At 54.1% G+C, this 26,312-nt stretch carries 18 protein-coding genes; 4 read left to right on the plus strand and 14 right to left on the minus strand.

The genetic code is table 11. The annotated features are described in order from the left end of the window. Window positions 1-81: 81 nt before the first annotated feature. From recD to rppH, 12 genes are all read right to left on the minus strand, one after another. Window positions 82-1,917 (minus strand): exodeoxyribonuclease V subunit alpha, encoded by a 1,836-nt coding sequence (gene recD / locus J4650_RS07345; protein WP_023993969.1) that lies wholly within the window; start codon window positions 1,915-1,917, stop codon window positions 82-84. Beyond that, complete coding sequence (gene recB, locus J4650_RS07350; protein WP_023993968.1) at window positions 1,914-5,459, minus strand: exodeoxyribonuclease V subunit beta; 3,546 nt, start codon at window positions 5,457-5,459, stop codon at window positions 1,914-1,916. Before recB ends, recD begins: the two co-directional genes overlap by 4 nt. Continuing rightward, on the minus strand, window positions 5,452-8,340 hold the full coding sequence (gene ptrA / locus J4650_RS07355) for a pitrilysin (RefSeq protein ID WP_023993967.1): 2,889 nt from the start codon (window positions 8,338-8,340) through the stop codon (window positions 5,452-5,454). Before ptrA ends, recB begins: the two co-directional genes overlap by 8 nt. A 177-nt stretch (window positions 8,341-8,517) precedes the next feature. Continuing rightward, window positions 8,518-11,889: an exodeoxyribonuclease V subunit gamma gene (gene recC, locus J4650_RS07360; protein WP_124234958.1), complete on the minus strand. Its 3,372-nt coding sequence runs from the start codon at window positions 11,887-11,889 to the stop codon at window positions 8,518-8,520. 15 nt (window positions 11,890-11,904) lie between these two features. Beyond that, entirely contained in the window at window positions 11,905-12,225 is a 321-nt protein-coding gene (locus J4650_RS07365) for a prepilin-type N-terminal cleavage/methylation domain-containing protein (protein ID WP_000019291.1), read from the minus strand. Then, window positions 12,210-12,617, minus strand: a complete 408-nt coding sequence (locus J4650_RS07370; RefSeq protein WP_001078534.1) for a DUF2509 family protein — start codon at window positions 12,615-12,617, stop codon at window positions 12,210-12,212. Before J4650_RS07370 ends, J4650_RS07365 begins: the two co-directional genes overlap by 16 nt. After that, window positions 12,614-13,177, minus strand: a complete 564-nt coding sequence (locus tag J4650_RS07375; protein ID WP_000029150.1) for a prepilin peptidase-dependent protein — start codon at window positions 13,175-13,177, stop codon at window positions 12,614-12,616. The genes J4650_RS07370 and J4650_RS07375 overlap by 4 nt, the downstream gene beginning before the upstream one ends. After that, the gene (locus J4650_RS07380) at window positions 13,168-13,638 is read right to left on the minus strand and encodes a prepilin peptidase-dependent protein (RefSeq protein WP_000744668.1); all 471 of its coding nucleotides are present in this window, start codon (window positions 13,636-13,638) and stop codon (window positions 13,168-13,170) included. The genes J4650_RS07375 and J4650_RS07380 overlap by 10 nt, the downstream gene beginning before the upstream one ends. A gap of 184 nt (window positions 13,639-13,822) precedes the next feature. Continuing rightward, window positions 13,823-14,617, minus strand: coding sequence for a thymidylate synthase (gene thyA / locus J4650_RS07385; RefSeq protein WP_000816247.1), 795 nt, complete (start codon window positions 14,615-14,617; stop codon window positions 13,823-13,825). Window positions 14,618-14,623: 6 nt separating this feature from the next. Then, a complete protein-coding gene (gene lgt / locus J4650_RS07390; protein ID WP_000204645.1) occupies window positions 14,624-15,499 on the minus strand; it encodes a prolipoprotein diacylglyceryl transferase in 876 nt (291 codons plus the stop codon). Between the two features lie 215 nt (window positions 15,500-15,714). Beyond that, entirely contained in the window at window positions 15,715-17,961 is a 2,247-nt protein-coding gene (gene ptsP / locus J4650_RS07395; RefSeq protein WP_000957887.1) for a phosphoenolpyruvate--protein phosphotransferase, read from the minus strand. 12 nt (window positions 17,962-17,973) lie between these two features. Further along, window positions 17,974-18,504 (minus strand): RNA pyrophosphohydrolase, encoded by a 531-nt coding sequence (gene rppH / locus J4650_RS07400; protein ID WP_000564481.1) that lies wholly within the window; start codon window positions 18,502-18,504, stop codon window positions 17,974-17,976. A 682-nt stretch (window positions 18,505-19,186) separates the two neighbouring features. Between rppH and mutH the strand changes: the two genes are divergently transcribed. The 4 genes from mutH to J4650_RS07420 all read left to right on the plus strand — a co-directional run bounded on the left by mutH (window position 19,187) and on the right by J4650_RS07420 (window position 22,396). After that, entirely contained in the window at window positions 19,187-19,882 is a 696-nt protein-coding gene (gene mutH, locus J4650_RS07405; protein ID WP_001274930.1) for a DNA mismatch repair endonuclease MutH, read from the plus strand. Window positions 19,883-20,063: 181 nt separating this feature from the next. Next, window positions 20,064-20,777 carry a TerC family protein gene (locus J4650_RS07410; RefSeq protein WP_000895635.1) on the plus strand — a complete coding sequence of 238 codons (714 nt, stop codon included), beginning with the start codon at window positions 20,064-20,066 and terminating at the stop codon, window positions 20,775-20,777. 169 nt (window positions 20,778-20,946) lie between these two features. Further along, a complete protein-coding gene (locus J4650_RS07415) occupies window positions 20,947-21,165 on the plus strand; it encodes a YgdI/YgdR family lipoprotein (protein ID WP_000758662.1) in 219 nt (72 codons plus the stop codon). A 190-nt stretch (window positions 21,166-21,355) separates the two neighbouring features. Beyond that, window positions 21,356-22,396: an NADP(H)-dependent aldo-keto reductase gene (locus tag J4650_RS07420; protein ID WP_000558960.1), complete on the plus strand. Its 1,041-nt coding sequence runs from the start codon at window positions 21,356-21,358 to the stop codon at window positions 22,394-22,396. Between the two features lie 86 nt (window positions 22,397-22,482). Here the strand turns inward: J4650_RS07420 and lplT are convergent, their stop codons facing one another. Continuing rightward, window positions 22,483-23,685: a lysophospholipid transporter LplT gene (gene lplT, locus J4650_RS07425; RefSeq protein ID WP_000004686.1), complete on the minus strand. Its 1,203-nt coding sequence runs from the start codon at window positions 23,683-23,685 to the stop codon at window positions 22,483-22,485. Then, window positions 23,678-25,837, minus strand: coding sequence for a bifunctional acyl-ACP--phospholipid O-acyltransferase/long-chain-fatty-acid--ACP ligase (gene aas, locus J4650_RS07430; protein WP_023993965.1), 2,160 nt, complete (start codon window positions 25,835-25,837; stop codon window positions 23,678-23,680). The genes lplT and aas overlap by 8 nt, the downstream gene beginning before the upstream one ends. Window positions 25,838-26,312 lie beyond the last annotated feature (475 nt).

A 26,312-nucleotide genomic window follows, 5' to 3' on the forward strand; every position in this document is an offset into this window, starting at 1 on the left:
GCGCTTATCAGGCCTACGCTCGAAAGCATCATTTGGAGGCCGGATAAGACGCTACGCGTCGCCATCCGGCGAGAACTCGTCTTATCCGGTACGACTGACTTCATCAAATAAGGTGGCTAACCCGCTGCGCCGTTCCGTACGCGTCACAATCGCGCCTGCCAGGATCCGTTCATCGGCATACAGCGATAACCGCCGCCGCGCCCGCGTAACAGCGGTATACACCAGCTCCCGCGTCACGACCGGCGAACGCTGGCTGGGTAAAATCAGCGCGGCGTGATCAAATTCAGACCCCTGTGATTTATGTACCGTCATCGCCCAGGTTGTATCATGTTCCGGCAGACGGCTGGGCTGAACGGACTTGATCGTGCCGTCCGGCATCACAAACCAGACGCGTAACCCCTGCCCGCGATCGAGCGCAATACCAATATCGCCGTTAAATAGCCCCAACGCGCTATCGTTGCGCGCAATCATTACCGGACGCCCTTCATACCAGCGAGAGTGCGGGTGCCGCTGAATTTTTCGTTGCTGCACCATCGCCTGCTCAATGCGGTCATTCAGTCCCCTCACGCCAAATGGGCCTTCACGCAGCGCGCAAAGCAGTTGATACTCATTGAAAGCCTGAAGGATTGCCTCCGGCGTCGCTTTCTCATGCAGCAACCGCAGGTAGCGACCATAGCCCGCCAGCGCTTCATCCAGCATCCCGGCATAATCGTCGCTGCTTTGCAATGTACGCTTCTCTATATCGCTAAACCCCTGCTGAAAAACAGCCTGGATTGCCGACCTGTCGCCGCAGTTAATTGCCGCCGCCAGCTTGCCGATGCCAGAATCGCTGCCGAAACGGTAGCTCTTTTGCAACAAACAGAGGCTATCGCGTAAAGACGCGGCTTGCGTTCCGGCCCCCGCCGGAATGGCGCTCCCTGTTAGTCGACTTAGCTGTCGGGCGCGTTCCGCCGTAAACCCTGCGTTGACATAGGCGCAAATATCGCCCAACACAGCGCCCGCCTCAACGGATGCCAACTGATCGCGATCGCCAAGAAAAATGACCCGCCCGTGCGGCGGCAGAGCGTCAATCAAACGTGACATCATCGGCAAATCAATCATTGATGCTTCATCGACCACCAGCACGTCCAGATGCAGCGGGTTGCCCGCATGATGGCGTAATCGCTGGCTGCCGGGCTGTGCGCCTAGCAGTCGGTGCAGCGTACTGGCGTCCTCCGGTATACGCTTTTTCTGCGCATCGGTAAGTGGAAGCTGACGCAACGCCGCGCCGAGCGACTCCGTCAGGCGTGCGGCCGCTTTCCCGGTCGGCGCCGCCAGCCGGATACGGCAACGTTCGCCATCCGCCATTTGAATTAATGCCGCCAGCAGCTTCGCGACGGTGGTGGTTTTACCGGTGCCGGGACCGCCTGAAATCACGGAGATACGGCGAGTTAGCGCTACGGCGGCGGCCACCTTTTGCCAGTTCACCTCGTCTGTCGGAGGGAATAGCGCGTCCAGAATACGGGATAACTGATCTTCATCTACGGCGATGGCCTGGTTAACCTCGTTAAAAAAGCGCGCAACCGTACGTTCGTTGCACCACATGCGATTCAGGTAGAGACGCTCGCCGCACAGAATTAACGGCGCGGGGCTATCGCCGCAGCTAACCGCCGCAGACGCCAGTAACCGCTTTTTCCAGTCGATTGGCGTAGGCGTTTCGCTTATCCAGGCGACCAGTAAGGGATGCGCCTCCTCCGTTAACGTTAAACGCGACAACGGCAGACACACGTGACCTTCACCTGCGTCATGACTAAGCAGCGCTGCCGCCAGCGTCACGGCGGGATCGTCGTTACCGGCGACGGTTAAAGCAAACTGGGCATCAATGGGCCGTAAGAGTTTTTGTTCAACGGCCTCCAGCAACCGCTCCTGGATTGTCATTGCGCCTCCTCACTCATTTCACCTGCAAACATATCATCCAGTTGGTTAATTAACGCCGCCGCAGGACGAGTGGTAAAAATACCCTGCTGCGGACGTTCGCTATCCACCCCGCGTAAAAAGAGATAGATGACGCCGCCGAAATGGCGTTCATAGTCGTAATTCGCCATTCGATGACGAAGGTAACGGTGCAATGCCAGCGTATAAAGCTGGTACTGCAAATCATAGCGATGCGCCTGCATCGCCGCAGCCATCGCCGTCTGGGTATAAGCGGCGCTATCCTCGCCCAGCCAGTTAGATTTATAGTCGAGCAAGTAATAGCGCCCCTCATAACGGAACACCAGGTCGATAAAGCCCTTTAACATGCCGCGAACCTGCATGAAATCCAGCGCAGGGCAACCTGCTGAAAGCGGGTCGTATCGACGAATCAACGCATCCAGCTCTCCGGCGGTAAGCGGCTGGGCAATCGGCAGATAAAACTCCATTTCGACCTGTTTTTCACGCCCGGTCAGCACGCTCAGACTAACGCCCGTCTCGTTAAGGGGAACATGCAACACGGTGTCCAGCCAGCGGGTAAGTACGGGCTCCCATCGCGTTTCAAAACCACTCAGCTCCAGTTTTTCCTGTACCCATTGGGGGTCTATTGGTTGAGTAAAATCAAGCTCTTCAAACAGGCTGTGCAAAAATGTTCCCGGCGATGCCCCGCGAGGAAAGTGATGCGGCGTCATTGCCGGCGCTTCCGCCGCTTCGCCAACGCCTGCGGCGTCAATGTCGAGACGAGGAATAAGATCTTGCGCCACGCTATGTCCCCGCTGCTGCAAACCGGAATAACTGGTGACGCGCCAGCTATCATAAAGCAGGCGTTGCAGCGTTCTGGCGCTGAGTTCCGCGTGCGATGCAGCGGCAATTTGCCAGCGGTCGTTATCCGTACTGCCTGGCGTTCGACACACGATATCCTCGTCGCATAGCGCCTCAATACAGGCGCGAAGGCCTGCGGCATCCATCGGTTCGCCTTTTTGCAGGAGTCGCCCAAGCGCGCTTTGGTGCACATCCGTCTCGCCTTTCTTATCGCTGCGACGCCGCACCAGCGGCGCGACGCCGAGGCTGCAATGCCACACTGCACGGGTCAGCGCGACATAAAGTAGGCGCAGGTCTTCCGCCAGGCGCTCGGCTTCCGCCAGTGCTATGCTCTCTTCGGCGTGACTAAGGTCCAGCACCGCCTCGTAGGAGTGCCTGTCGTGATAAAAAGCCTGGTCCTGCACGCGGAAATGGGTGATAAAAGGTAACCAGACCAGCGGGTATTCCAGACCTTTCGATTTATGAATGGTGACGATTTGCACCAGATGCTTATCGCTTTCCAGACGTAGTTGCTGGCTGGAAGCATTGCTATCGGGTTCAAGGATATGTTGCGCCAGCCAACGCACCAGCGCATGTTCGCTTTCCAGCTGCGAACCGGCTTCCTGTAACAGTTCGCTAATATGCAGAATATCCGTCAGCCGACGTTCGCCTCCCGCCGTCGCCAGCAGGTTTTCAGCAATATTGCGCGCCGACATTAGCGCGCGCAGCATAGGTATCACGCCGCGTTTATGCCAAATCTGTCGGTAGCCATCAAACTCTTCAACAACCGCATCCCACGCATTTTCATCATTGTTAAGCGTTTCGATATCCAGCGCGGTAAGGCCCATCATTGATGTCGCCAGAGCGCTACGCAGCGTATTCTCACGTTCGGGCGCCATCACCGCCTGCAACACCCACAGCATCTCCTGCGCTTCGAGCGTTTCGAATACGCTGTCGCGGTTAGAAAGATAGACGGAAGGGATCGCCAGTAAGGTCAGCGCATCCCGTATCAGCGCGGCCTCCCGCCTGCTGCGCACCAGCACGCTGATATCCGAGGCGCGAACGGGCCGCGACGAATCGCCGTTCGTCAGCAGTGCGTCGCCCGTTTGCCCGGCGCGCAGCCAGTCGCGAATTTGCGTGGCGCACACCTGCGCCATATAACTTTGATAATCGCCCGAACCGCAGCTTTCTCCCTCCATTAGCCACAGGGTCATCGCCGGTTGAGGCGCGTCATTCACTTTAAATTGCAGCGACTGGTTTCTGGGCGCAAACTTTACCGGACTGAAGGGAATATCGCGGAACATAAAGGCGTCATTCATCTGACTGAACAGCTTGTTAACGCTATTCACCATCCCCGGCGCGGAGCGCCAGTTAGTGTCAAGGGTATAGTGCGCGCTCACTTCGCTGCGAGCCTTCATGTAGGTAAAGATATCCGCGCCACGAAACGCATAAATCGCCTGTTTAGGATCGCCAATCAGCAATAGCGCCGTATCGGGTTGATGTCGCCAGATACGGCGAAAAATACGGTACTGTTGTGGGTCGGTATCCTGAAATTCATCGATCATCGCCACCGGAAAACGGGTACGAATCGCCGCAGCTAGCGCCTCGCCGCTTTCACTACGCAGCGCGGTATCTAAACGGCTGAGCATATCGTCAAACCCCAGCTCGCCGCGCCGGCGTTTTTCCTGAGCCACCGTTTCACGGATCTCTGATAGCGCTCGGGTAAGAACCAGATCTTTAATCGATAGCGGTTCGCCCAACAGGTTATCAATGGCGACAAACAATGGGTGCTGGGGCGTCACGCCGCCAGCTTTGGTGCGCTCAGCTAAAAAACGCTGTGAAAATTTTCCCAACGCCTCGGGTAATTGATAGTTTTTCGTCTCTTCTTGCGCCCACGCGGTGATCTTTTCGATCCATTTCGCCTGATTGCCGCGGTTGAACTTTCTGCGATCGATGCCGGATGATTCGATCAGCGCGTCCAGCTCGCTAACCGCCTCACACCACTGCTGCTTCACCTGGTTGATGCGCGCCAGGATCTGTTCATGACGCGATGCCAGCGTCTCCTCCTGCGATGGCGGCGCTTTAATGACCGGCGCTTCGCCCTGCAGATAACGATCGATATCCTTTAAGAGCGCCTTCGGTCCCTTCCACACGTCAAACACCACCTGAGCGATGTCGCGCGGCAGCGGATAGCAATGACGCCGCCAGAAATCGGCGCAGGCCTGATAACGCAACAAAGATTCGTCTTCAATAAGCTGTTGCTCAAACAACATACCGGATTCGAAAGCGTTCAGGCTGAGCATACGCTGGCAAAAACCGTGGATGGTAAAGACCGCGGCCTCGTCCATTTGTCGTTCCGCCAGTAATAACCACTGCGCGGCCTGCTTTTTGTCGCTAATTTCTTCCAGCAAGCGGGCATACAGCGGATTATCCGTGCTTTCCCGCAGACAGGCGATGCGCAACTCATGGATATTACTGCGGATTCGCCCACGCAGCTCTTCAGTGGCGGCCTCCGTAAAGGTTACCACCAGCAGTTCTTCAACGGTCAACGGACGGGGAAATGCGGCACTGCCGCCTAAACCGAGCAATAACCGCAGATACAGCGCCGCGATAGTAAACGTTTTGCCTGTGCCCGCTGATGCTTCAATCAGACGCTCGCCTGTCAGGGGCAAGCGTAGAGGATCAAGAGTCTCGGCGACATCATTCATTCTTTTCGCTCATTAGAGGTAACGTTTGCTGCAATGCGCTGACGTTATCCCACACTTTCCAGCCTGTCGGATGCACGTATTCTGCTTTTCCATTCTGGCTACCAGCAATCTGTGACAATATTGCCATACCTTGTGGTTCCACCACCGCCAGGTGGAAGAAGTCGGCAAGCTTTTGTGGCGTCAGCAATTTTATCTGAGCGATGATTTTATCACGCGAGTCAAAGCGCATATTACCCCGATCGAAATCCTTGCTTAAACGGGATGCTTCTTCGCCCAACGTTTGCGGCGCCTGGCGCATTTGCGTAATGATCGCTTGCTGAATTTGGGCGAACTCTTCCGGCTTCATCGCCCTCAGCTTCGCCTCGGCGTCAGGGAAAAATGCCTGATAGCGTTGCCACAGGTAAGAGGGCTGTTTATCGTTGCTCTGTAGCAGGAATCCCATTCCCCACTGACGGCCAACGCTCATCGGAAAGGCGAAAACGGCGTATCCCAGTTGCTCTTCGGTTCGTAGCTGATTGTAAAACCACGGTTGAACAATCTGACCTAACATCGCGCTGTAGGCGGCGCTGACGTACTCGTCGTAGCCGACCGGAACAAAGACCGCGGCTAACGCGGAGTCGGTGCTACTGCCCGCTTTTTCAAATATTACGGACTGCTTTTTCTCAACCACCACGTCTTTGTTACGACACCACGCCGATCCGTTCGCCACTAGCTGTTTTTGGACATCTTGCGCCAGAGAGGTCGCCTGGGCTTCGCTCATATTCCCTATAACCAGAAATTCCGGACGAGCGCCCGTTTTTAACGCATTACGATAGGCCATCACCTCTTTCAACGTAATGGACGGCAGCAAAGCGCGACGTTCATCACGGGAAAAATAAGGCACCTGCGAAATCATCTGCACCGGCATAATCGCCTGTTCGTAGGCTTTTCCCTTCTCCGCAGAATCCATCATCTGCGTATACCAGGATTTCGCCTGCGCCAGCTGTTCCTCCGTGGCGTCGTAGCTAAAATATCCTTCCAGCAACGCCAGGAAAAGCTGCGGCAAACGCTGGGTATAACCGTTCGCAGTGACCATCAGACCATTGTTGGCGTTAGTGGAAAAGCTAATGCCGCCCACTGCCGCCTGGTTGCTGAGCTGATCGAGCGCCATTCCCGCCAGATAATCATTAAGGGCGAACAGTACCTGATTGCGGGCGCTGTCCATCGCCTGCGGGTTACGCAATACCACGCTCACGTCAGCTTTTGGCTCGCTGGCGAAATAACGACTCGGCGCATAAACCACGCGCAAATCCGCTTTATCGACAATCAGTTCTGGCCGCACGTAGTTTTTGTCATTCTTAACAAGCGTGAAATCATCAGGAATATAGGGGTTTAACTCCGGCAGCGACAACGCAATGCTCTGTGCTTTTTGCTGCCAGTTTTTAAACGTCTGTTCGCTAATCTTATCGACCTGATAAGGCGCATCCACAAAATACGCCGTCTTATTATGGGGTTCCTGGGGACTGATGTACCAGATGCGCGCATTCTGCGGCGTCATCATCGCCAGGCGATTTTTGATAGCGGCAGGATCGTAACGATCGGCGATATTCGCCGCATCCAGCGTATGCGCTACCGGGACGCGGATCATAGTGTCCGCCAGCCATTCGACATAGTCCATATCGCGGGTAATCGACGGATAGCGGAAGTCGAGATCCAGCACATGCGCCAGCTCGTCAAAGTAACGTTTATCTATCCCTTTTTCACGTAACGTATTGAGATAGCTAAAGATAGCTGCGACGACTTCATCACGATTGGCCAAACCTTTATCGGTCAGCGTTGCCGAAATGGCAAATACGCCGCTGTTACCATTAACAATCGGATCGGAATCCGCGCTAATACCTTCGACCAGTCCTTGTTTTTGCAGCCAGTCAGAGAGCGTCCCCGGGCTACGATTGCCAATCAGATAAGAGACCAGTTCATCGGTCTTGCTACGGAACTGCGCGCTATTGTTATCAATACGAAACTCCACGCGCAGCACTTTACGCGGTAGCGCCGGCACGTAATGAATAATGATGCCCTTCTGCGCCTCGGTGATAACAGGTACGGTAATTTCCGGTTTTTTAATCTGTTTATTCGGCACGCGACCATAGGTTGCGGCGGCAATACTCGCCAGTTCCGGCAAGGGTTTATTACTGTAAATCACCGCCTTCATCAGATTAGATGAATAGTATTTTTCATGAAAAGCGATCAACGCCTGTTGCACCGGATTTCCCGGCTTATCGCTTAGCGTTTCCAGATTGCCGCCAGAAAAGTGCGAGCCTGGATGCGCCGGGTTAATGGTTTCGGCGCTTACCTGCGCCATACGCATACCGTCGCGGGTGCGCGCCATCGTCAGCTCGGCATTCACCGCGTTTCGTTCGCGTTCGGCATACTTTTTATCGAGCAATGGCGCGGCAATGGCGTCGGCCAGGCGATCTACGGCGCCTGGAAGCGCGTCGTTTTCAACCTCCAGGTAGAAGGCTGTTCGATAAGGCGCGGTGCTGGCGTTGTGGCTACCGCCATGTCTTTTAAGGTATTCGGCAAGGCTATCCGCCTGCGGATATTTTTTTGACCCCATCAGGCACATATGCTCAAGATAATGAGCAAGCCCCTGATGAGCCTCAGGATCTTCAAGCGATCCAACGGGCACCACTAACGCTGAAAGAGACTTTACAGCCTGCGGATCGGATACCAGCAACACCACCATGTCATTCTCAAGACGTATCGCCTGATACTGCCGGGTATCTTTATCGCTTTTACGGATAGTTTCTTGCAGCGGTTGCCAACCGATATCCGCCTGAACTGCAGGCCCCCAGAGGGCAACCAATAACAATAACGCTTTGAACCAGGTGCTGCGGGGCATTCACGGACCTCATCATTAACTTTCATTCCCACTCATCTGTATGGTCACGTAAACCATCGACCTGAGCAGAACGGGATATTATTGTGCTGAACCAGGCAGCATCTTTTTATCAGTAATCAGTCCGTGACGAAGAGCGCATCATAGTCGAAGCCTTTTAATTGCGCGATTTTCATACAATCAACGAGACTGATTAAAACGAAACAGCGGTAACAGGTAATGTCGGGACTGCGCAATGATAGCCTGCAACGTTTCAGATTCCAGCTGACGCCAAAGACGTTGATACCAGATATCTTCGCCTTCGCCGCTCACCATCATGTTGCCTTCATAAGCCTGTAAAAACTTTGTCCTGGCCTTCTGTAAGGTATCATCGTCGTCTAACATGACATCATTTTCAGCGTCATAACAGGCTTTTATCCATGCGCCGCCGCTTTCCGGCAGTACCAATAGCGGAGAAGACATGCCTTCCCGGTAGCCTTCAATCAGTTGCGCCAGGTAAGCCATTGCCTGCGTTTTATCAAGAGGCGGAAATCGCCACTCTCCCTCTTTGCGCAAAAACAGGCGACTTTCGCCACTCCCGCCGCTGGCACAATAGACAAGGTGTTCCAGCCAAAGTTGCACACCTTGCGCAACGCTGATTAAAGCGGGACGCCAGCGTAATAATCCATCCTCCTGTACCTGCGGTAGCCAGCCGGTTAGCTGAACGCCATTGCAAAGCAGATCCACTTCCAGGCTTTGGCTCGGCTTACGACAGGCGATAACCCGGCTTGCCAGTTGCTGCATCTCCTGACATTGCGCATCCCAGAATATTTCGCCAAACGCGCCGTAAGGCAACTCTCCCGCAGCCCGGAAACGGCGGAACAAGCGTTCGGCGTCCTCCTCTTCAACCAGCGTATTGAGCAACTGTTGGTTAAGTTGATATCGCGTCAATCCCTCTAATTCAAACGGTTCCGCATCAGGAATCTCACTCTCTTCCGAGCGGAAATTAACCTGAAGCCGCATCTGAAAAAATGCGCGTACCGGATGGGCCCAAAAACGCTGCAGACTTTCCAGAGTCAATGTTTCCGGCATCGTAAAAGGAAGCGGCTGCACAAAGTCAGAATGCGCTTTTCCCGACTGACTCGCCGCGGGCAACCACTCTCTGGCATAACTTTGCTGTTCGCCGGGTTGGTAATTTTGCGCATCAAAAGGCATACGGGTATGCAGACGCGTAATATGCGCTTTGACTCGTGCTTCGCTCTCATCACAGGTCAGCGTTTCGTCGCCCGGCAAATAGTGGCTTTGCCCGATGTAATCCACCAACTCTTGCACCAGTACAGAGGGAAAGCGTTCGCTATTATCCTGGATGGAGCGACCAATGTAGCTGATATACAGCGTCTGCTGCGCCGAGATTAACGCTTCCAGAAACAGGTAGCGGTCATCGTCGCGACGGCTACGATCCCCGCGCATGGGTTTTTGGCTCATCAGGTCAAAGCCCAACGGCGCAAGCTGGCGCGGGTATACGCCGTCGTTCATTCCCAGCAGGCAAACGACTCTGAACGGAATGGAACGCATCGGCATCAGCGTACAAATATTGATGGGGCCCGCCAGGAAGCGCTGGCTAATACGTTCCTGATCCAGACGCTGCGCCAGTTCATCCCGCAGTAGCGAAATCGGTACCGCGTCGCCATATTCCGCCGCGACACCTTCGGCGATAATGGCCTGCCACTGCTGTTCAATCAATGTCATTGCCGCTTCCGTGTCCGCATCGGGCAGGAAGAAATCATTGAGCATATCGCGACAAACGGGCAACCACTCTTCCAGCGGTCGCTCCTGCGCCAGACCGCGCCGCCAGATATTAAGCTGCATCAGCAGCGAAGCCAGATGCCCGACCAGCTCAGCAATCAGACCGCTGGATTCGTCATAAGGCAGAACCGACTGCCACTCGCCCTGGGCGCTTTCCATCGCATACCCCAGCAGCATACGCGTCAGGCCAAATTGCCACGTATGCTGCCCCGTGGCAGGAAGCTCCAGCTCGCGTACGTTGTCATCGTCAATTCCCCAGCGAATGCCTGACTCATTGACCCACAAGCGCAAATAACGCAGCCCTTCTTCGTTGATCGTAAAGCGGGCAGCCAATACCGGTACGTCTAACAACGCCAGAACATCCTCGGAGACGAAGCGGCTGTCCGGTAACGAAAGTAGGCTGATAAATGCCTGTAACACCGGATGTGACTGACGCGCCCGCCGATCGGAAATGGCATAAGGCAGATAGCGCTCCGTTGGCGCGCTACCAAATACCGCCTGGATAAACGGGCTATAGCTGTCAATATCAGCCACCATAACGATAATGTCGCGCGGCGTTAGTGTCGGATCGGCTTCCAGCATCGCCAGCAGGCGATCGTGCAGTATTTCCACCTCGCGCTGCGGGCTGTGACAAACGTGAAAAGAGAGGCTGTTATCCTCGGGATCGAGCAGACGCTTATTGTCGCTGCGCGAATACTCCTCAAGATTTACGCCCGCCACCGCATGGCTTTCCAGTTCAAGGATATCCGCCTGAATCCGATGCAAAAGATTATCTGGCGTAATATCAACAAACGCATCCAACTCCTGGCTGTTTTCCAGTTCAGATAGCAGGTAGATATAATCCCGCCCCAGTTTTCCCCATGAGGCCAGTAGCGGATTACCGATATCCTGTTCACCGTCGCTGTTAAATAAGGCTTCCGGATTCTGGTTTTCACGGAACAACGGTAAATGACGGTCTTCAAAACTGTGACGACGCTGGCGAGCCATGAGTTTTGCCAGCCAGGCTGGGTCTTTAATATCCCCCCAGTAATACCGACACGGATTAGTAAAAAGGAGATGGATTTCAATATGTTTACCCAGCGCCTGCAATGCTCTGAGATACACTGGCGGTAACGCGGAAATGCCGCAAATAAAAACGCGGGACGGCAACCCTGGCGGGCAGGCGGTCGCGCTTTCCAGCGTTTGAATAAAGCGTTGGTAGAGATTGGCGCGATGCCAGCGTGGCTGCCCCAGCGCGGCGGTATATTCCACCAATGCTTTCCACAGCGGCGCCTGCCAGTTTTGCGCCTCCCCCAGACCTTCCACGGTTTTTCCCGCTTCCCACTGCGTAAGCCAGTCAGGCCGATAAACCAGATACTGATCGAACAGGTCGGCGGCTCGCGCGGAAAGCTGAAAGAGTTTGCGTTTATCGGTGTCGTCGGTCAGATAATGGCGCAGCAGTACAAACTCATCCTTATCCAGCAACTGCGGCAGCAAGGTCATCAGTTTCCAGCTCATGCTTTGTTTGCTGAAAGCGCTTTCTTTGGGGATATCCGGCAACACGCGGACAAACATCTCCCAGATAAAACTCGCTGGTAACGGAAAAGCGATATTCGCCGCAATACCAAACTTTTGTGAAAGGGTCATCTGCAGCCACTGCGCCATACCCGTGCTTTGTACCAGAATCATTTCTGGTTCAAAGGGATCATCCAGCCGCTCGCGTTCGACGATGAATTCCATCAACGCTTCCAGCACATCCAGACGATTGGAGTGGTAGACCCTTAACATAATTACTCCTGACGATTAACGATTTGGACAATGCAAGCGCGTCATCTGCCCCTGCCTGCCAGAGGGTGAAACCATCGTGACGCTGATGCTGACACATCCCGATTGCGTTGTCTGCATCCGGTTGGCCTTCCAGTCCTCAGCAGGCGAAAATGGATACAGCGCCGTTTGCTGCCACGCCTGCCGCCAGATCTGGAGATACTGGTGTCGTAATGCAAAACTGTGCATTAATACCCGCTGATAGCCTGACAGCGCGGTGACGATCATTACCATTAGAACCATCGCCACTAAAACTTCCGGGAGGCTAAACCCGCGTTGTAAATTCAGGGGATGCGACATAACGCCACCTCTTTTAACGGACAAAAATCGCTCCAGCCGTGGGGAGAAAAGACAATGCTTCCCTGAATGACGTTGCCCAAACGCCATAACGTCATGCCGTCATCTTGCGCCGCCATCACCACCTCATCCTCCGATAATCTCCGCAAACAGACCCTCGCTCCTGAAGGGGAATAGCGCCGACATTCCATTTCGGTTACGCCTGACCATAGCTGCCCCCGCCCCCATTCCAGCGCCGACTGTACGAGCGCCTGGCGTTGTATCGCCATGCTCTGCGTCGTCACGCGGGCGGCATAGCTGGCCTGCTGCTGATTTACGCCTTGCAGTAGCAGACTACCCAGAATCAGTATTAAAAGCGCCAGTATTAGCGAAGAAGCGCCACGTTCCCGATTCACAGATTAAATCCCGTTACGCTGTATTGCGCGTCAATAACCGTCTGAGGCTCGGCTTTGCTGGCGCCGCGCAGATGCAGCATGAGCACTGGCGAGAATCCCGTTATATCCCGGCGCTCAACGGTAAACGCCGTGATGAGTACCGTATTGGGATCGGTCATTTTTTCCCATCCCTTACCCTGGCAAGATGTTGCTCCGCGTAATGTTTCCAGAACGTTATCCTTCATACGGAACCCGGTCTGGTCGGCCTCTTTCGCCGGTATGGTATCCCAGACACCGTTATTATTCCCGTCCCACTGAACGATGACGCATTGTCCCTGTTCGGCAAGATGTAACCCTTCGCCAATACAGTGGCCATGGCAGTAACCCGCACGTTGAAGATGCTTCGCTACGGTATAGGTTCGCTGCCAGATTTCATCTTCCAGCGATAACTGTCGCGTGTTGTGCCAGATCTCACGCTGTAGCGCCGGTAAAAATCGTGCGGACCCAAGCAGTAAAATGGAACCTATCGCCATCGCCAGCACAACTTCCAGTAGCGAGAACCCCCGCGTGGTTATTGACATGTGGCGGCCTCGTTACGCTCGCATAGCCTGATTCGCCCCCAGGAGGAGACGACCAGACGCCACTCTCCGGCAGCGTTTTTCAGTACGATGTGCCCTGCCCATGCCGTATTGCGCAGGCCAAAGAAGGCTAACGACGGCGTGATATCGGCAAGGACGACATCACGCCAGTCGGGCGTAAACACAAAGGGGGAAGATGGCGTACACGATGTTTGCGTAGCAACAGAGCTGACAAAGCACCATGAACCGCCTTCGCTGACCACGCGAAGAATGTGATCGCGGTTATGCCAGTGAGCGTCCTCACGAAGTTGCAGCAGGTAATCCCGCACCTGACATGCGGTTTGCCACAGGCGCTGTTGCTGCTGCCAGCGTTGCCAGCCATAAAGTCCTGTGGCGCTGAGAATGATAATGAGCGACATCGCGACCACCGTTTCAATGAGCGTATAGCCCTGTTGTTTTTTCATGTCGGCAGTATGGCGGACGGAAGAAAAATAACGAGCGCCAAATACAGATTGTTCGGCGCGTTACGGAAAAAAGTTCATGTCTTGCAGCGCGTTGCAAAATTTCAGGAATGCGCGCCGAAGATTGAGACGAAGGGTAAAAAAAACCGACGCGCGATGACGTCGGTTATGGCAGGATCGTCAGCGCTTAGATAGCGACCGGCGCTTTAATACCGGGGTGCGGATCATAGCCTTCAATTTCGAAATCATCGAACCGGTAGTCAAAAAGCGAATCGGGTTTACGCTTAATGACCAATTTCGGCAGCGCGCGCGGTTCACGGCTTAATTGCAGGTGCGTCTGCTCCATATGGTTGCTGTACAGGTGCGTGTCGCCGCCGGTCCAGACAAAATCGCCGACGTCCAGGTCGCACTGTTGCGCCATCATATGCACCAGTAACGCGTAGCTGGCAATGTTGAACGGCAGACCGAGGAACACATCGCAGGAGCGCTGATAAAGCTGACAGGAGAGTTTTCCATCTGCGACATAAAACTGGAAAAAGGCGTGACACGGCGCCAGCGCCATCTTATCCAGCTCGCCGACGTTCCACGCAGAAACGATAATACGGCGAGAGTCCGGGTCGTTTTTAAGCTGGCTTAAGACCGTGGCGATCTGATCGATATGGCGGCCATCCGGTGTTGGCCATGCACGCCACTGCTTACCATAAACCGGGCCTAAATCGCCGTTCTCATCGGCCCATTCGTCCCAGATGGTGACATTATTTTCGTGCAGGTAAGCGATGTTGGTATCGCCCTGCAAAAACCATAGCAGTTCGTGAATAATTGAGCGTAAATGGCAGCGTTTTGTCGTCACCAGAGGAAAGCCTTCCTGCAGGTTAAAACGCATCTGATGGCCAAAAATGGAAAGCGTGCCGGTGCCGGTACGGTCGTTTTTCTGTGTGCCTTCATCCAGCACTTTTTGCATCAGTTCTAAATACTGTTTCATGGTTCCTCAGGAAACGTGTTGCTGCGGGCGGCGGCGATATGCCCAAACCATCATGATCGCGCCAGCGATAATCATCGGGATAGAGAGAATCTGCCCCATGCTGATGTACTGTACCCACGCGCCGGTAAATTGCGCGTCCGGCTGGCGGAAGAATTCAACAATGATACGAAACGCGCCATAGCCAATCAGGAATAATCCAGAGACTGCGCCCATCGGACGCGGTTTGCGAATAAAGAGATTAAGGATGATAAACAGCACCACGCCTTCTAATGCCAGTTCATACAACTGGGAAGGGTGGCGCGGCAATACGCCATAGGTATCAAAAATAGGTTGCCATTGCGGATGTGACGGCAGCAGCGCAATATCTTCCGCGCGTGAGCCAGGAAAGAGCATGGCAAACCGGAAGTCAGGATCGACGCGCCCCCACAATTCACCGTTGATAAAGTTGCCCAGACGCCCGGCGCCCAGGCCGAACGGAATTAACGGCGCAATAAAATCAGACACCTGAAAGAACGAGCGCTTCGTGCGCCTGGCGAAGATAATCATCACCAGTATCACACCGATAAGCCCGCCGTGGAAGGACATGCCGCCGTCCCAGACGCGGAATAAATAGAGCGGGTTATCCAGAAACAGAGGGAAGTTATAAAACAGGACATAGCCAATACGTCCCCCCAGGAAGACCCCCAGGAAACCTGCATAGAGTAAATTTTCAACTTCGTTTTTGGTCCAACCGCTTCCCGGACGGTTAGCGCGACGCACCGCCAACCACATCGCGAAAACGAACCCCACCAGATACATCAAGCCATACCAGTGAAGCGCGACGGGCCCAATTGAGAAAATGACCGGATCAAAGTCCGGAAAATGCAGATAGCTACTGGTCATCTGTCACCACAATTTCTTGTTATTTCGCTGAAGAGATAGCGATTGATAAGCGCGCCTGCGCGTTGCAGACGCTCCAAAGGTGCGAATAATAGCACAAGGGTTAAAAGCGAGATGCCGATTACCGTTAAAAGATATGTATACGCATTGTCTTTCATCTTGCAGGCGTGTTGTCTGCGCCGTGAATCCACAGTTACTCTCTTTTCCCGCTCCAGTCGTTACAACCCTCCTCGAATCAATCCCCCCATCCCGCGGCGCTCCATAAACGCCGCCACCTGATGACGCACTTCGGTCGCCATCTGCGCCTCAAGGCTGCGTCTGGCAAGGGTTTGCGCGTCTTCAAAATCGATATGCCGCAGCAGATATTTCACACGCGCTACCGAACGGCCATTCATCGAAAGATGGCGATATCCCAGACCGATAAGAATCGCCACGCACATCGGATCGCCCGCCATCTCGCCGCACAAGCGAAGATCAAGGCCATGTTTTTCGGCTTCCTGCGCAATCATGGACAGTGCGCGCAGCATAGCCGGATGCAGACTGTCGTAAATACTGGCCACGCGGGTATTGTTGCGATCTACCGCCAGGATATATTGCGTTAAATCGTTGGTGCCGACCGAGATAAAGTCGATCCGGTTAGCCAGATGCGGCAGCATAAATACCATTGATGGCACTTCCAGCATAATGCCGATACGCGGTTTCGGGATCGCATAGCCGATCATCTCCTCGACCTCGCGCCCGGCGCGTTCGATCAGACGCCGCGCTTCATCGACTTCATCAATACTGGTGACCATCGGCAACAAAATGCTGAGGTTGCCAGTCGCCGCATTGGCGCGCAGCATCGCGCGGACCTGGATCAAAAAGATCTCCGGCTGATCCAGCGTAATGCGGATCCCGCGCCAGCCCAGACACGGGTTCTCCTCGCTGATCGGCATATAGGGCAGTTGCTTATCCGCTCCCACATCCAGGGTCCGCAGCGTCACCGGTTTATCGTTAAACATTTGCAGCATCCCTTGATACTGCGCCACCTGCTCTTCTTCCGAGGGAAACCCGCTTTGCAGCATAAAGGGAATTTCAGTACGGTACAGGCCGATACCGTCGATCCGACTGCCTAACTTTTCCTCATGCTCGGGACTGAGCCCGGCATTCAGCATCACTTTGACTCGCTCGCCGCTTTTCAGTTGGGCGGGAAGATTGACGTCGTCCTCCGCCAGACGACTGAGTTCTATCTCTTCACTAATGAGCCGCTGATATTCCTGAATAAGCACGGGTTCAGGATCGACCAGTAATTCACCGCGATAGCCATCCACCACCAACGTACGGCGATGTAGCACCGAAGGTTGGATATCCGCGCCCATGACGGTCGGGATACCGAGCGCGCGCACCATAATCGCCGCATGCGAGTTTGCCGCGCCGTCGCGCACCACAACGCCCGCCAGCCTGTCCTGCGGCAGCTCCGCCAGGGTGGTCGCCGACAGCTCATCCGCGACCAGAATAAAACGTTCCGGCCAGGCGTTTGGCCCCTGAACTGAATCATCAAGGTGGAATAACAGCCGCTGCCCCAGCGTGCGTAAGTCTCCCGCACGTTCTTTGAGGTAGTTATCGGTTAGCGCCGCAAATTGCTCGGCAAATTTTTCGATAATTTTTTTAACGGCCCACTCCGCAACAGCGCCTTTGTCGACCTCGGCGAAGAGTTCGCGACGCAGTCTGGCATCTGAAAGCAGGTGTGAGTACAGATCGAAAATGGCCGCCGTCTCTTTTTGCGCGCCGGCGGCAAAGCGTTTGCTGTATCGTCGGAACTCGTTCGCCGCCTCTTCCAGCGCGCCGGTCAATCGTTCACGTTCAAGAGAGGTATCCAGCGTAGACGCTTCGTAAACCTGTTCCATCAGCGGCATGGTCGCGTCTTGCCAGCCCGTTGCGATAGCCACGCCCGGCGCCGCAGGAAGCGCGCGGATTCGCGTCTGCCGGTATTGCCCGAACAGCGCTGTGACCTGCGACTGTGACAGGATAGCCGCCATCTGCGTAGCGAGCGTGACGAGGAAAGACTCTTCGCTTTCATCGTACTGGCGCAATTCGCGCTGCTGTACGACCAGCACGCCGAGAAGTTGGCGACGCTGAATGATCGGCACGCCGAGAAACGCGCGAAAACGCTCCTCTTTTACCGAAGGAATGTATTTAAAGCTGGGATGTTTTTGCGCATCGGCAAGGTTAATGGGTTCCGCCAGTCTGCCCACCAGACCGACGATCCCCTCATCAAACGCAAGCGCAACGGTTCGACCACGCGGTTTTTTCAATCCCCGCGTCGCCATCAGGTAATAACAGCGTCGGTCATGATCGGCCAGGTAAACCGAGCAAACCTCAGTATCCATCGCAAGACAGATATCCGTGACCAGAATATTCAGCGCCTCGTTCAGACGCGGCGCACTGGCCACTTTTTCGACTATTTCGCGCAGGCGAGTGAGCATAATTTGCGTGGCTTAACCTCTTTTACGTCGATAAGCAGGCGCGCTTTGTAGCTTAGGGGGATTATCCTGAAGCGCCATGACAACACTTGCAAACTCTTTCATTACCCTGCGGTAGACATCGCGTTTAAATGACACCACTTGTCGAACCGGATACCAGTAACTTACCCAGCGCCAGCCGTCAAACTCCGGCGTACTGCTGGTTTGCATATTGATTTCGGCGTCGGCGCTCATTAACTGCAAAAGAAACCACTTTTGTTTCTGGCCGATACATACCGGCTTTGTGTCCCAACGCACCAAACGTTTTGGTAACTTGTAACGCAACCAGTTGCGAGTAGAAGCAAGGATCCGCACATCTTTACGGCTTAACCCAACTTCTTCAAACAGTTCCCGGTACATCGCCTGTTCTGCCGACTCCCCTGGATTTATCCCGCCCTGCGGGAACTGCCAGGAGTGCTGACCAAATCGCCGGGCCCACATCACCTGCCCCTGACGATTACAAATTACGATACCTACATTTGGGCGGTAGCCATCGTCATCAATCACCGGACTACCTCAACATAAACCTTATATATGAACGATTGTTTCATACTCCAGTGAGGCGGTAAACCACTCTGTAATAGTGACACAGCCTAATAACAATTGAATAACTCACAGTAAATAGCCGAGTTATAAACAGATGATGACGCCCTTGCGCCATTTTATTCACCTTTTCTGTGGATATAGTTGTGAAGAAGTATGGAATTACCACGGGAAAACCCAGAACAGTCTGAATTCCTCATGCGGAAAACAGTAAAAATAGTGCCTTATATTCATTGTGTTATAGACAAATCTTACATGCCACCTTCATAAAGCGTGACCAGCATCACATCTAAGATCCTTATGCTGATGAAAGATCAACCAGCGTCGGTTTTATCCACAGATTGTGCCAATAACTTACGCACTATTTGTCTGAATTTTCGATTTTCGTCGCACGTCAAGGCTGTAAATGGAAACAGTAGTAGTGGTTTTACACAGTTATCCCAACTTTCTGTGGATAACATAGTGTAAGATCCTGTTTATTGTCAGTGACCAGAATTGGAAAACCCGCTTCAGCGTTGCGCAACACGAAGAAACAACACAAAAAAGGCAATAAAAATCAGTCTATTGAATATAAGACACAGAAAAAGATAAACTCTGCCCATACGGTATAAAATCACTGCTCATTTTTTAATCTAAGGTAATGGTAATGTCCGCTCTTTGTCCGCTACTGACTCCGCCTGCTTCGGAAGCATTGCTGTTAGCCCAGGCGCGGCAGCTTTCCGGCTATACGTTAGGCGAGCTGGCGGCGATGGCCGGCATTACCACGCCTAAAGATTTGAAGCGAGACAAAGGCTGGATCGGCGTCTTGCTGGAGATCTGGCTCGGCGCCAGCGCCGGGAGCAAGCCGGAGCAGGATTTCGCCGCGTTAGGCGTAGAACTGAAAACCATCCCGGTGGATAGTCTGGGTCGTCCTCTGGAAACAACCTTTGTTTGCGTGGCGCCGTTAACCGGTAACAGCGGCGTGACCTGGGAGACAAGTCACGTACGGCATAAATTGAAGCGCGTGCTATGGGTGCCGGTCGAAGGCGATCGCAGCATACCGTTAGCCGAACGCCGCGTAGGTTCGCCTCTACTCTGGAGTCCGAGTGAAGAAGAGGACAGGCAGCTACGCCTCGACTGGGAAGAGCTGATGGACATGATAGTGCTGGGCCAGGTGGAACGCATTACCGCCCGCCATGGCGAAGTCTTACAACTGCGGCCCAAAGCCGCCAATGCCAGGGCGCTCACCGAGGCTATCGGCGCGCGCGGGGAACCTATTTTGACGCTACCGCGTGGATTTTATCTGAAAAAAAATTTTACGCAGGCGCTGCTGGCTCGCCATTTTTTATTGCAGAATCCGTAACGTCCATTACACGCAAATGCGCCTCCGCTATGGCTACGCATCGGGCCAGCGCCGGATAAACGTAAGCGTATTGTCGCCGCTATTTTACACCGTTCCTGGTTGCGCAAATTCAGCCTGGGCTTTCGCCCGTCACTCGACGGGCCTATAATTACCGCTTCTTTTTTTGGCAGGACTTTGTTCGATGTTATTTGCATGGATAACCGATCCTAATGCCTGGCTGGCGCTCGGTACGCTGACGCTGCTGGAGATTGTACTTGGGATCGACAACATTATTTTTCTTTCTCTGGTGGTAGCAAAACTTCCTACGGCGCAACGGAACCACGCACGGCGGCTTGGGTTGGCGGCGGCGATGGTTATGCGCCTGGCGCTGCTGGCGTCAATCGCCTGGGTCACTCGGCTGACTAATCCGCTGTTTGAGCTTTTCGGCGAAGCGATTTCCGCCCGCGATCTCATTCTGTTACTGGGCGGGTTATTTTTAATCTGGAAAGCCAGCAAGGAGATCCATGAGTCCATCGAAGGCGAAGAAGAAGGGTTAAAAACCCGGGTTTCTTCTTTCCTGGGCGCAATTGTACAGATTATGCTGCTGGATATTATTTTCAGCCTTGATTCAGTTATCACAGCGGTTGGCCTCTCCGATCATCTGTTTATTATGATGGCGGCAGTCGTTATTGCCGTGGGCGTCATGATGTTTGCGGCACGGCCCATCGGCGAGTTTGTCGATCGCCATCCGTCGGTAAAAATGCTGGCGCTCTCCTTTCTGATCCTGGTTGGCTTTACCCTGATTCTGGAAAGTTTCGACGTTCACGTTCCGAAAGGGTATATCTATTTCGCCATGTTCTTCTCTATCGCAGTAGAGAGCCTGAACCTGTTGCGTAATAAAAAGAATCCGCTGTAATCCTGTCTCGCTCCCCCGCCGGGGAGCGAATACTCACTTTATTTCCTTTCTTCTCACAGATTAAGATTTTGCTGCTTCCGACATGCAGAGCTGCGCGTTATTACTAGACTATTATCAGACATATGATTAACAGACTATTATCAGATGCAGGCTACGTGAGGACAAACGGATGAAAAAGTGGGCAGTTGTAATTTCCGCAGTAGGGTTGGCTTTTGCGGTATCCGGATGCAGCAGCGATTATGTAATGGCGACGAAAGATGGTCGTATGATCCTGACCGATGGAAAACCACAAGTTGACGATGATACCGGTCTGGTCAGCTATACCGATGCACAGGGAAACGAGATGCAAATCAACCGTGACGAAGTGTCTCAAATCATCGAACGTTAAGCGGTGGCCTGTGATCGAGGTCAGCGTTCTGCAAGCCTTCAGGCTGCGTCCCGTAACGGTGCGTGGCGACCACGCCCGGTAACAATTACGCCGTGCAGCCTGCAATTTTACTTTCCCTTTTGCCTTCCCTCTGCCATTTTTATTGTCCTTTGTCGGGAATTTCTGACTTCATAATAAAAAGGAAACGGCTATGCACTATCACCGTATACCCCACAGCTCGCTCGAAGTAAGTACGCTAGGGCTGGGCACAATGACATTTGGTGAACAAAACAGCGAAGCCGACGCTCACGCACAGCTCGACTATGCCATCGCAAATGGCATTAACCTTATCGACGCCGCCGAGATGTATCCGGTACCGCCGCGCCCGGAAACACAAGGGCTGACGGAGTCCTATATCGGTAACTGGCTCGCCAAACGCGGCAACCGTGAAAAACTGATCATCGCCAGCAAAGTTAGCGGACCGGCACGTAATAATGATCAAGGCATCCGGCCTCATCAGGCGCTGGATCGTAAAAATATTCGCGAAGCGCTACACGACAGTTTGACCCGATTGCAGACCGACTATCTGGATTTGTATCAGGTGCACTGGCCGCAGCGCCCCACTAACTGCTTCGGTAAACTCGGCTATAACTGGACGGACTCCACGCCAGTAGTAAGTCTGCTGGAGACGTTAGACGCGCTAAGTGAGTTTCAGCGAGCGGGTAAGATTCGTTATATTGGCGTTTCAAATGAGACAGCGTTTGGCGTTATGCGCTATCTGCATCTGGCGGAAAAACATGACCTGCCGCGTATTGTCACGATCCAGAACCCCTATAGCCTGTTAAACCGCAGCTACGAGGTCGGGCTGGCGGAAGTCAGCCAGTATGAAGGTGTTGAATTGCTCGCCTATTCCTGTCTGGCGTTTGGCACATTAACCGGTAAATACCTGAACGGGGCCAAACCCGCAGGCGCGCGGAATACCTTGTTCAGCCGCTTCACACGTTACAGCGGCGAACAGGCGCAAAAAGCCGTTGCCGCCTACGTCGATATCGCGAAGCGTCACAATCTTGATCCGGCGCAGATGGCGCTGGCCTTTGTTCGCCGCCAGCCGTTTGTCGCCAGTACGTTACTGGGCGCAACCACGATGGCGCAGCTCAAGACGAATGTGGAAAGTCTGCATCTGACGTTAAGCGAAGAGGTCCTGGCGGAGATTGAGGCGGCGCATCAGGTTTATACCTACCCGGCGCCGTGATAGTCAGTGCCCGGTGGCGCTACGCTTCCGGGCTTACAGAGACAATGTAAGCCGGATAACGCGCACTCGCCGCCCGGCATATTCACTCAGTATGATGCCTGCCGGCGCTGCCAGATCCACAGCGCCGCGATCGCCAGCGCGAACAGCACGCCAAAGCCGATACCTATCGCCACTGCCGGAACGCCAACCAGCACCGCCAGCGAGTACAGTCCCAGCATTAATAGCATGGCGCTATTCTCGCCCAGATTTTGTACGGCAATGGCATTCCCGGCGCCAACGCTCTTCTTACCGCGCTCCTGGAGCAAAGCGTTGAGCGGCACCACAAAAAAGCCGCCCAGCATACCTATCAACAGCAACAAGGCATAAGCAGGCAGCAATGCGTGCTGTAATGAGAAGATCGCAACCACAACGCCAATCAAAATCCCGGCGGGCATACAGCGCGATACGGTCTCCAGCGTCACCAGTTTTGCCGCCGCGCCCGCGCCGACCACAATGCCTACCGCCACCATGGCGTTCAGGTAAGTCGGCGTGGCGTTATCCGTAATCCCCAGCGCCACCGGCACCCACAGCACCAGCAGAAAACGCAGCGTCACGCCTGCGCCCCAGAATAGCCCGGTCCCCACCAGCGAAAAACGCGTTTCACCGTTACGCCAAAGGACAACGCAAGCGCTGAAGAAGCTACGCGTCATCGCCGACAACCGCCAGGATTGTCCTGGACGCGCCGCCACAAGCTTCGGGATAAACAGGTTCGCCGCCACTGCGCCAGCGTAGGCCAACGCGCAGGCAACCAGCGCGGCGATGACATGCCAGTCGGCCAATACGCCGCCCGCGACGGAACCGAGCAAAATCGCCGCAATCGTAGAGGCTTCCATCAGGCCATTGGCTTTCACCAGCTTATCGCCCGTCGTTAGTTCGCCCAGAATACCGTATTTCGCCGGAGAATAAGCCGCCGCGCCAATCCCGACCAACGTATAACCGACAAAAGGATTTACGCCGAGGCAGATACCTGCCGCTCCCGCCAGTTTAAGACCATTGGCGACCATCATCACCCGGCCTTTGGCAAAGCTGTCCGCTATCTGGCCGACAAACGGCGCAAAAAGAATGTAAGCGCCCACAAACACCATTTGCAAAACAGGCTGGCTCCAGTCCGGGTAAAACTGAGCTTTCAGCAGTGCCAGCGTCGCAAACAGCAGCGCATTATCGCCAAAAGCCGAGAGAAACTGCGCGACAATCACCGACAGCATCCCTTTCGACCAGATGGAGGTGTTAGTACGTACTGACTCACTCATGATGTTGTTCCGGCGCATCCACCCAACTTTTCAGCGTCACAAAATCGGGTTTCCCGCTGCCAAGCAAGGGAAGCTGTTTCAGATAACGGATATCACGCGGGACGGCAAGTTCCGGAATACCGTGTTCACGGGCATAGTGCTGTAACTTTTCTCGGGTGAGTTCGCTGTCAGTCGTAAACAGTACCAGCGCTTCACCTTTGCTGGCATCGCTTTTAATGGCGGTAGCGTGCATTTTGTCCGCCGAAACGCCAAGCGCCAGTTGCTCGACCATCTCCAGCGAGACCATTTCGCCAGCAATTTTCGCAAAGCGTTTCGCGCGCCCCTGAATCTGCACAAAACCATTTTCATCGAAGCGTACAATATCGCCCGTGTCGTACCAGCCGCGCTCAGTTTCGCCTCTGGCGTTTTCCGCCGACGGCACCTCCAGCACGCCCGGTTTTTCCACGCGCAGATAGCCATTCATGATATTCGGCCCTTTCAGCTGTAGCCGACCGCCGTTTTCAATACCGGGCACCGCCAGCAGACGCGCGTCCATGCCAGGCAGAATGCGGCCAACAGTGCCAGGCTTAGCCGCCATCGGCACGTTAATCGAGACTACTGGCGCGCATTCCGTTACCCCGTAGCCTTCAAGAATGCGCAGACCGAATTTATCCTGCCACAGTTGTTTGGTGCTCTCCTGAAGTTTTTCCGCACCGGCCACCACATAGCGCAGACGATAAAAATCATACGGATTGGCAAAGCGCGCATAGTTGCCGAGGAAGGTTGACGTACCAAACAGCACGGTACAGTTACGGTCATAGACCAGTTCCGGCACAATGCGATAGTGCAGCGGACTTGGATAAAGAAATACTTCCGCGCCGGTCAACAACGGCGTAAACAGGCCCACCGTCAAACCGAACGAGTGAAAGAGCGGCAGCGCCGACATAAAACGGTCATTGGCGGTGAAATCCGCAATCGTTTTTATCTGCTCGACGTTCGCCAGAATGCTTTTATGGCTGTGCACCACCCCTTTCGGGTGCCCTTCCGAGCCGGAGGTAAAAAGAATGATCGCCTCGTCTTCCGGCTGCTGTTTTACCTGCGCCAGTCGCGGCGCCAGGAGGTGGGCAAAAATCCACAGCTTGTCGGCGGGTGTGACGTCCGCTTTTAAATCTTCCAGGTAAACCCAGTGAACCTGCGTTAGCTGCTCCGGCAGGTGCCACAATTTACCTTTATCGAGGAACTGGCGGGAGGTAAAAATCGTTTTAATTTCCGCCGCGGTAATCGCGCTGGTCAGCCCTTTTACCCCCGCAGTGTAGTTCATCATGGCCGGAATGCGGCGACGAGAAACCGCGCCGAAAATCACCGCCGCGCTGATGGCGGCATTCGGCAGCATTAAACCGATTTTCTCTCCCTCAACGCTGTACTTTTCCAGAATCCGGCCAACAAAAAGCGTCTTGGTCAGTAACTTACGATACGTATCCGGCGTAAAGTTAATGTCCTCAATACAGTTTTTACCCGCGCCGTAACGATATTGCGCCGCCAGCAACGATTCGTATAACGTCTCGCGCGGGCGCACCGCCATACGCGCTTCCATCATGATCTGGTGCAGCATCTCACCCGCTATCTTACGCCTGTCGCGCGCGCGCGGCGCTTCCGGCATCGGTATTTGCGTCGGCGGTAAAATATGAAGCTGAATGCGGGGGAATAAGCGCCGTTTAACCAGACCTTTCAGGCGACTGAAAGGGGTAAGCTCCGCGCCGTCAATGCGGAGCGGAATGACGGTTGCGCCCGATTTTGCCGCCACAAAGCCTGCGCCGTCATAAATTTTCATCAGCGAACCGGTCACGGAAATCCGCCCTTCCGGGAAAATCACCACTGGACGCCCCTGCTCCACCAGACGCACCAGGTGTTTAATGGACATGGGTTTAGTGGGATCGAGCGGTACAAAATCGATCAGCGGCGTTAACCAGCGCATATACCATTGCTGGCTGATGGAGGTATATACCGCAAAGACAGGCCGTACCGGCAAAAACAGCGCCAGTAGCATACCATCGATAAATGAAACGTGATTGGGGGTAATTAAGACCCGGTTCCCCTGTAGCGCCCGGACATCGCCAGTGACGCGCACACGATAAAGCACGCGAAACAGGTTACGGAAAAATCCAAACAGCATTTCAACTCCCTTTGGCCGACAATTCGCTAAAACATGAATTGTGGCAGATTACACGAGTTGCGTAACAGGAGCGATAGCAAAATAGGTTCGAAAAAAAACCTGCGCATCCGCGCAGGTTGGTGCAAGAGACAGGTACGAAGAGCGTACCGAATAATCTCACCAATCAATACCTCTGGGATCTTGATTGTGGGCTTCGCGCGTCTGCATCGCCAGTCCGAAAACGCAAAGGAATAAACGGAAATGCAACGAGTTGTGTAAATTATCCGTTACTGTTACAGGTTCAGGCGAAACAAAAAAAAACCTGCGCATCTCTACGCAGGTTGGTGTAATTCGTGTGATCAACAATGACGTTGATTCCACCTATCAATACCTCTGGGATCACCACTCTATCAACCTGACTCGCTGGCCTGCCAGCAGACAATCGCAACAGCGCTTCGCAAACTGTAACGAAAGATTTGTATTGTCACTTTACAGA

This window comes from Salmonella sp. 32120201201600049SM, from assembly GCF_017572835.1.
Taxonomy (GTDB): domain Bacteria; phylum Pseudomonadota; class Gammaproteobacteria; order Enterobacterales; family Enterobacteriaceae; genus Salmonella; species Salmonella enterica.

Coding starts and splice junctions, on each gene's coding strand:
- lplT (WP_000004686.1), bottom strand. CDS start 23,685: ATGAGTGAGTCAGTACGTACTAACACCTCCATCTGGTCGAAAGGGATG.
- recC (WP_124234958.1), bottom strand. CDS start 11,889: ATGTTAAGGGTCTACCACTCCAATCGTCTGGATGTGCTGGAAGCGTTG.
- ptrA (WP_023993967.1), bottom strand. CDS start 8,340: ATGCCCCGCAGCACCTGGTTCAAAGCGTTATTGTTATTGGTTGCCCTC.
- J4650_RS07420 (WP_000558960.1), top strand. CDS start 21,356: ATGCACTATCACCGTATACCCCACAGCTCGCTCGAAGTAAGTACGCTA.
- lgt (WP_000204645.1), bottom strand. CDS start 15,499: ATGACCAGTAGCTATCTGCATTTTCCGGACTTTGATCCGGTCATTTTC.
- mutH (WP_001274930.1), top strand. CDS start 19,187: ATGTCCGCTCTTTGTCCGCTACTGACTCCGCCTGCTTCGGAAGCATTG.
- aas (WP_023993965.1), bottom strand. CDS start 25,837: ATGCTGTTTGGATTTTTCCGTAACCTGTTTCGCGTGCTTTATCGTGTG.
- J4650_RS07380 (WP_000744668.1), bottom strand. CDS start 13,638: ATGAAAAAACAACAGGGCTATACGCTCATTGAAACGGTGGTCGCGATG.
- J4650_RS07415 (WP_000758662.1), top strand. CDS start 20,947: ATGAAAAAGTGGGCAGTTGTAATTTCCGCAGTAGGGTTGGCTTTTGCG.
- ptsP (WP_000957887.1), bottom strand. CDS start 17,961: ATGCTCACTCGCCTGCGCGAAATAGTCGAAAAAGTGGCCAGTGCGCCG.
- thyA (WP_000816247.1), bottom strand. CDS start 14,617: ATGAAACAGTATTTAGAACTGATGCAAAAAGTGCTGGATGAAGGCACA.
- recB (WP_023993968.1), bottom strand. CDS start 5,459: ATGAATGATGTCGCCGAGACTCTTGATCCTCTACGCTTGCCCCTGACA.
- J4650_RS07365 (WP_000019291.1), bottom strand. CDS start 12,225: ATGTCGCATCCCCTGAATTTACAACGCGGGTTTAGCCTCCCGGAAGTT.
- recD (WP_023993969.1), bottom strand. CDS start 1,917: ATGACAATCCAGGAGCGGTTGCTGGAGGCCGTTGAACAAAAACTCTTA.
- J4650_RS07375 (WP_000029150.1), bottom strand. CDS start 13,177: ATGTCAATAACCACGCGGGGGTTCTCGCTACTGGAAGTTGTGCTGGCG.
- J4650_RS07410 (WP_000895635.1), top strand. CDS start 20,064: ATGTTATTTGCATGGATAACCGATCCTAATGCCTGGCTGGCGCTCGGT.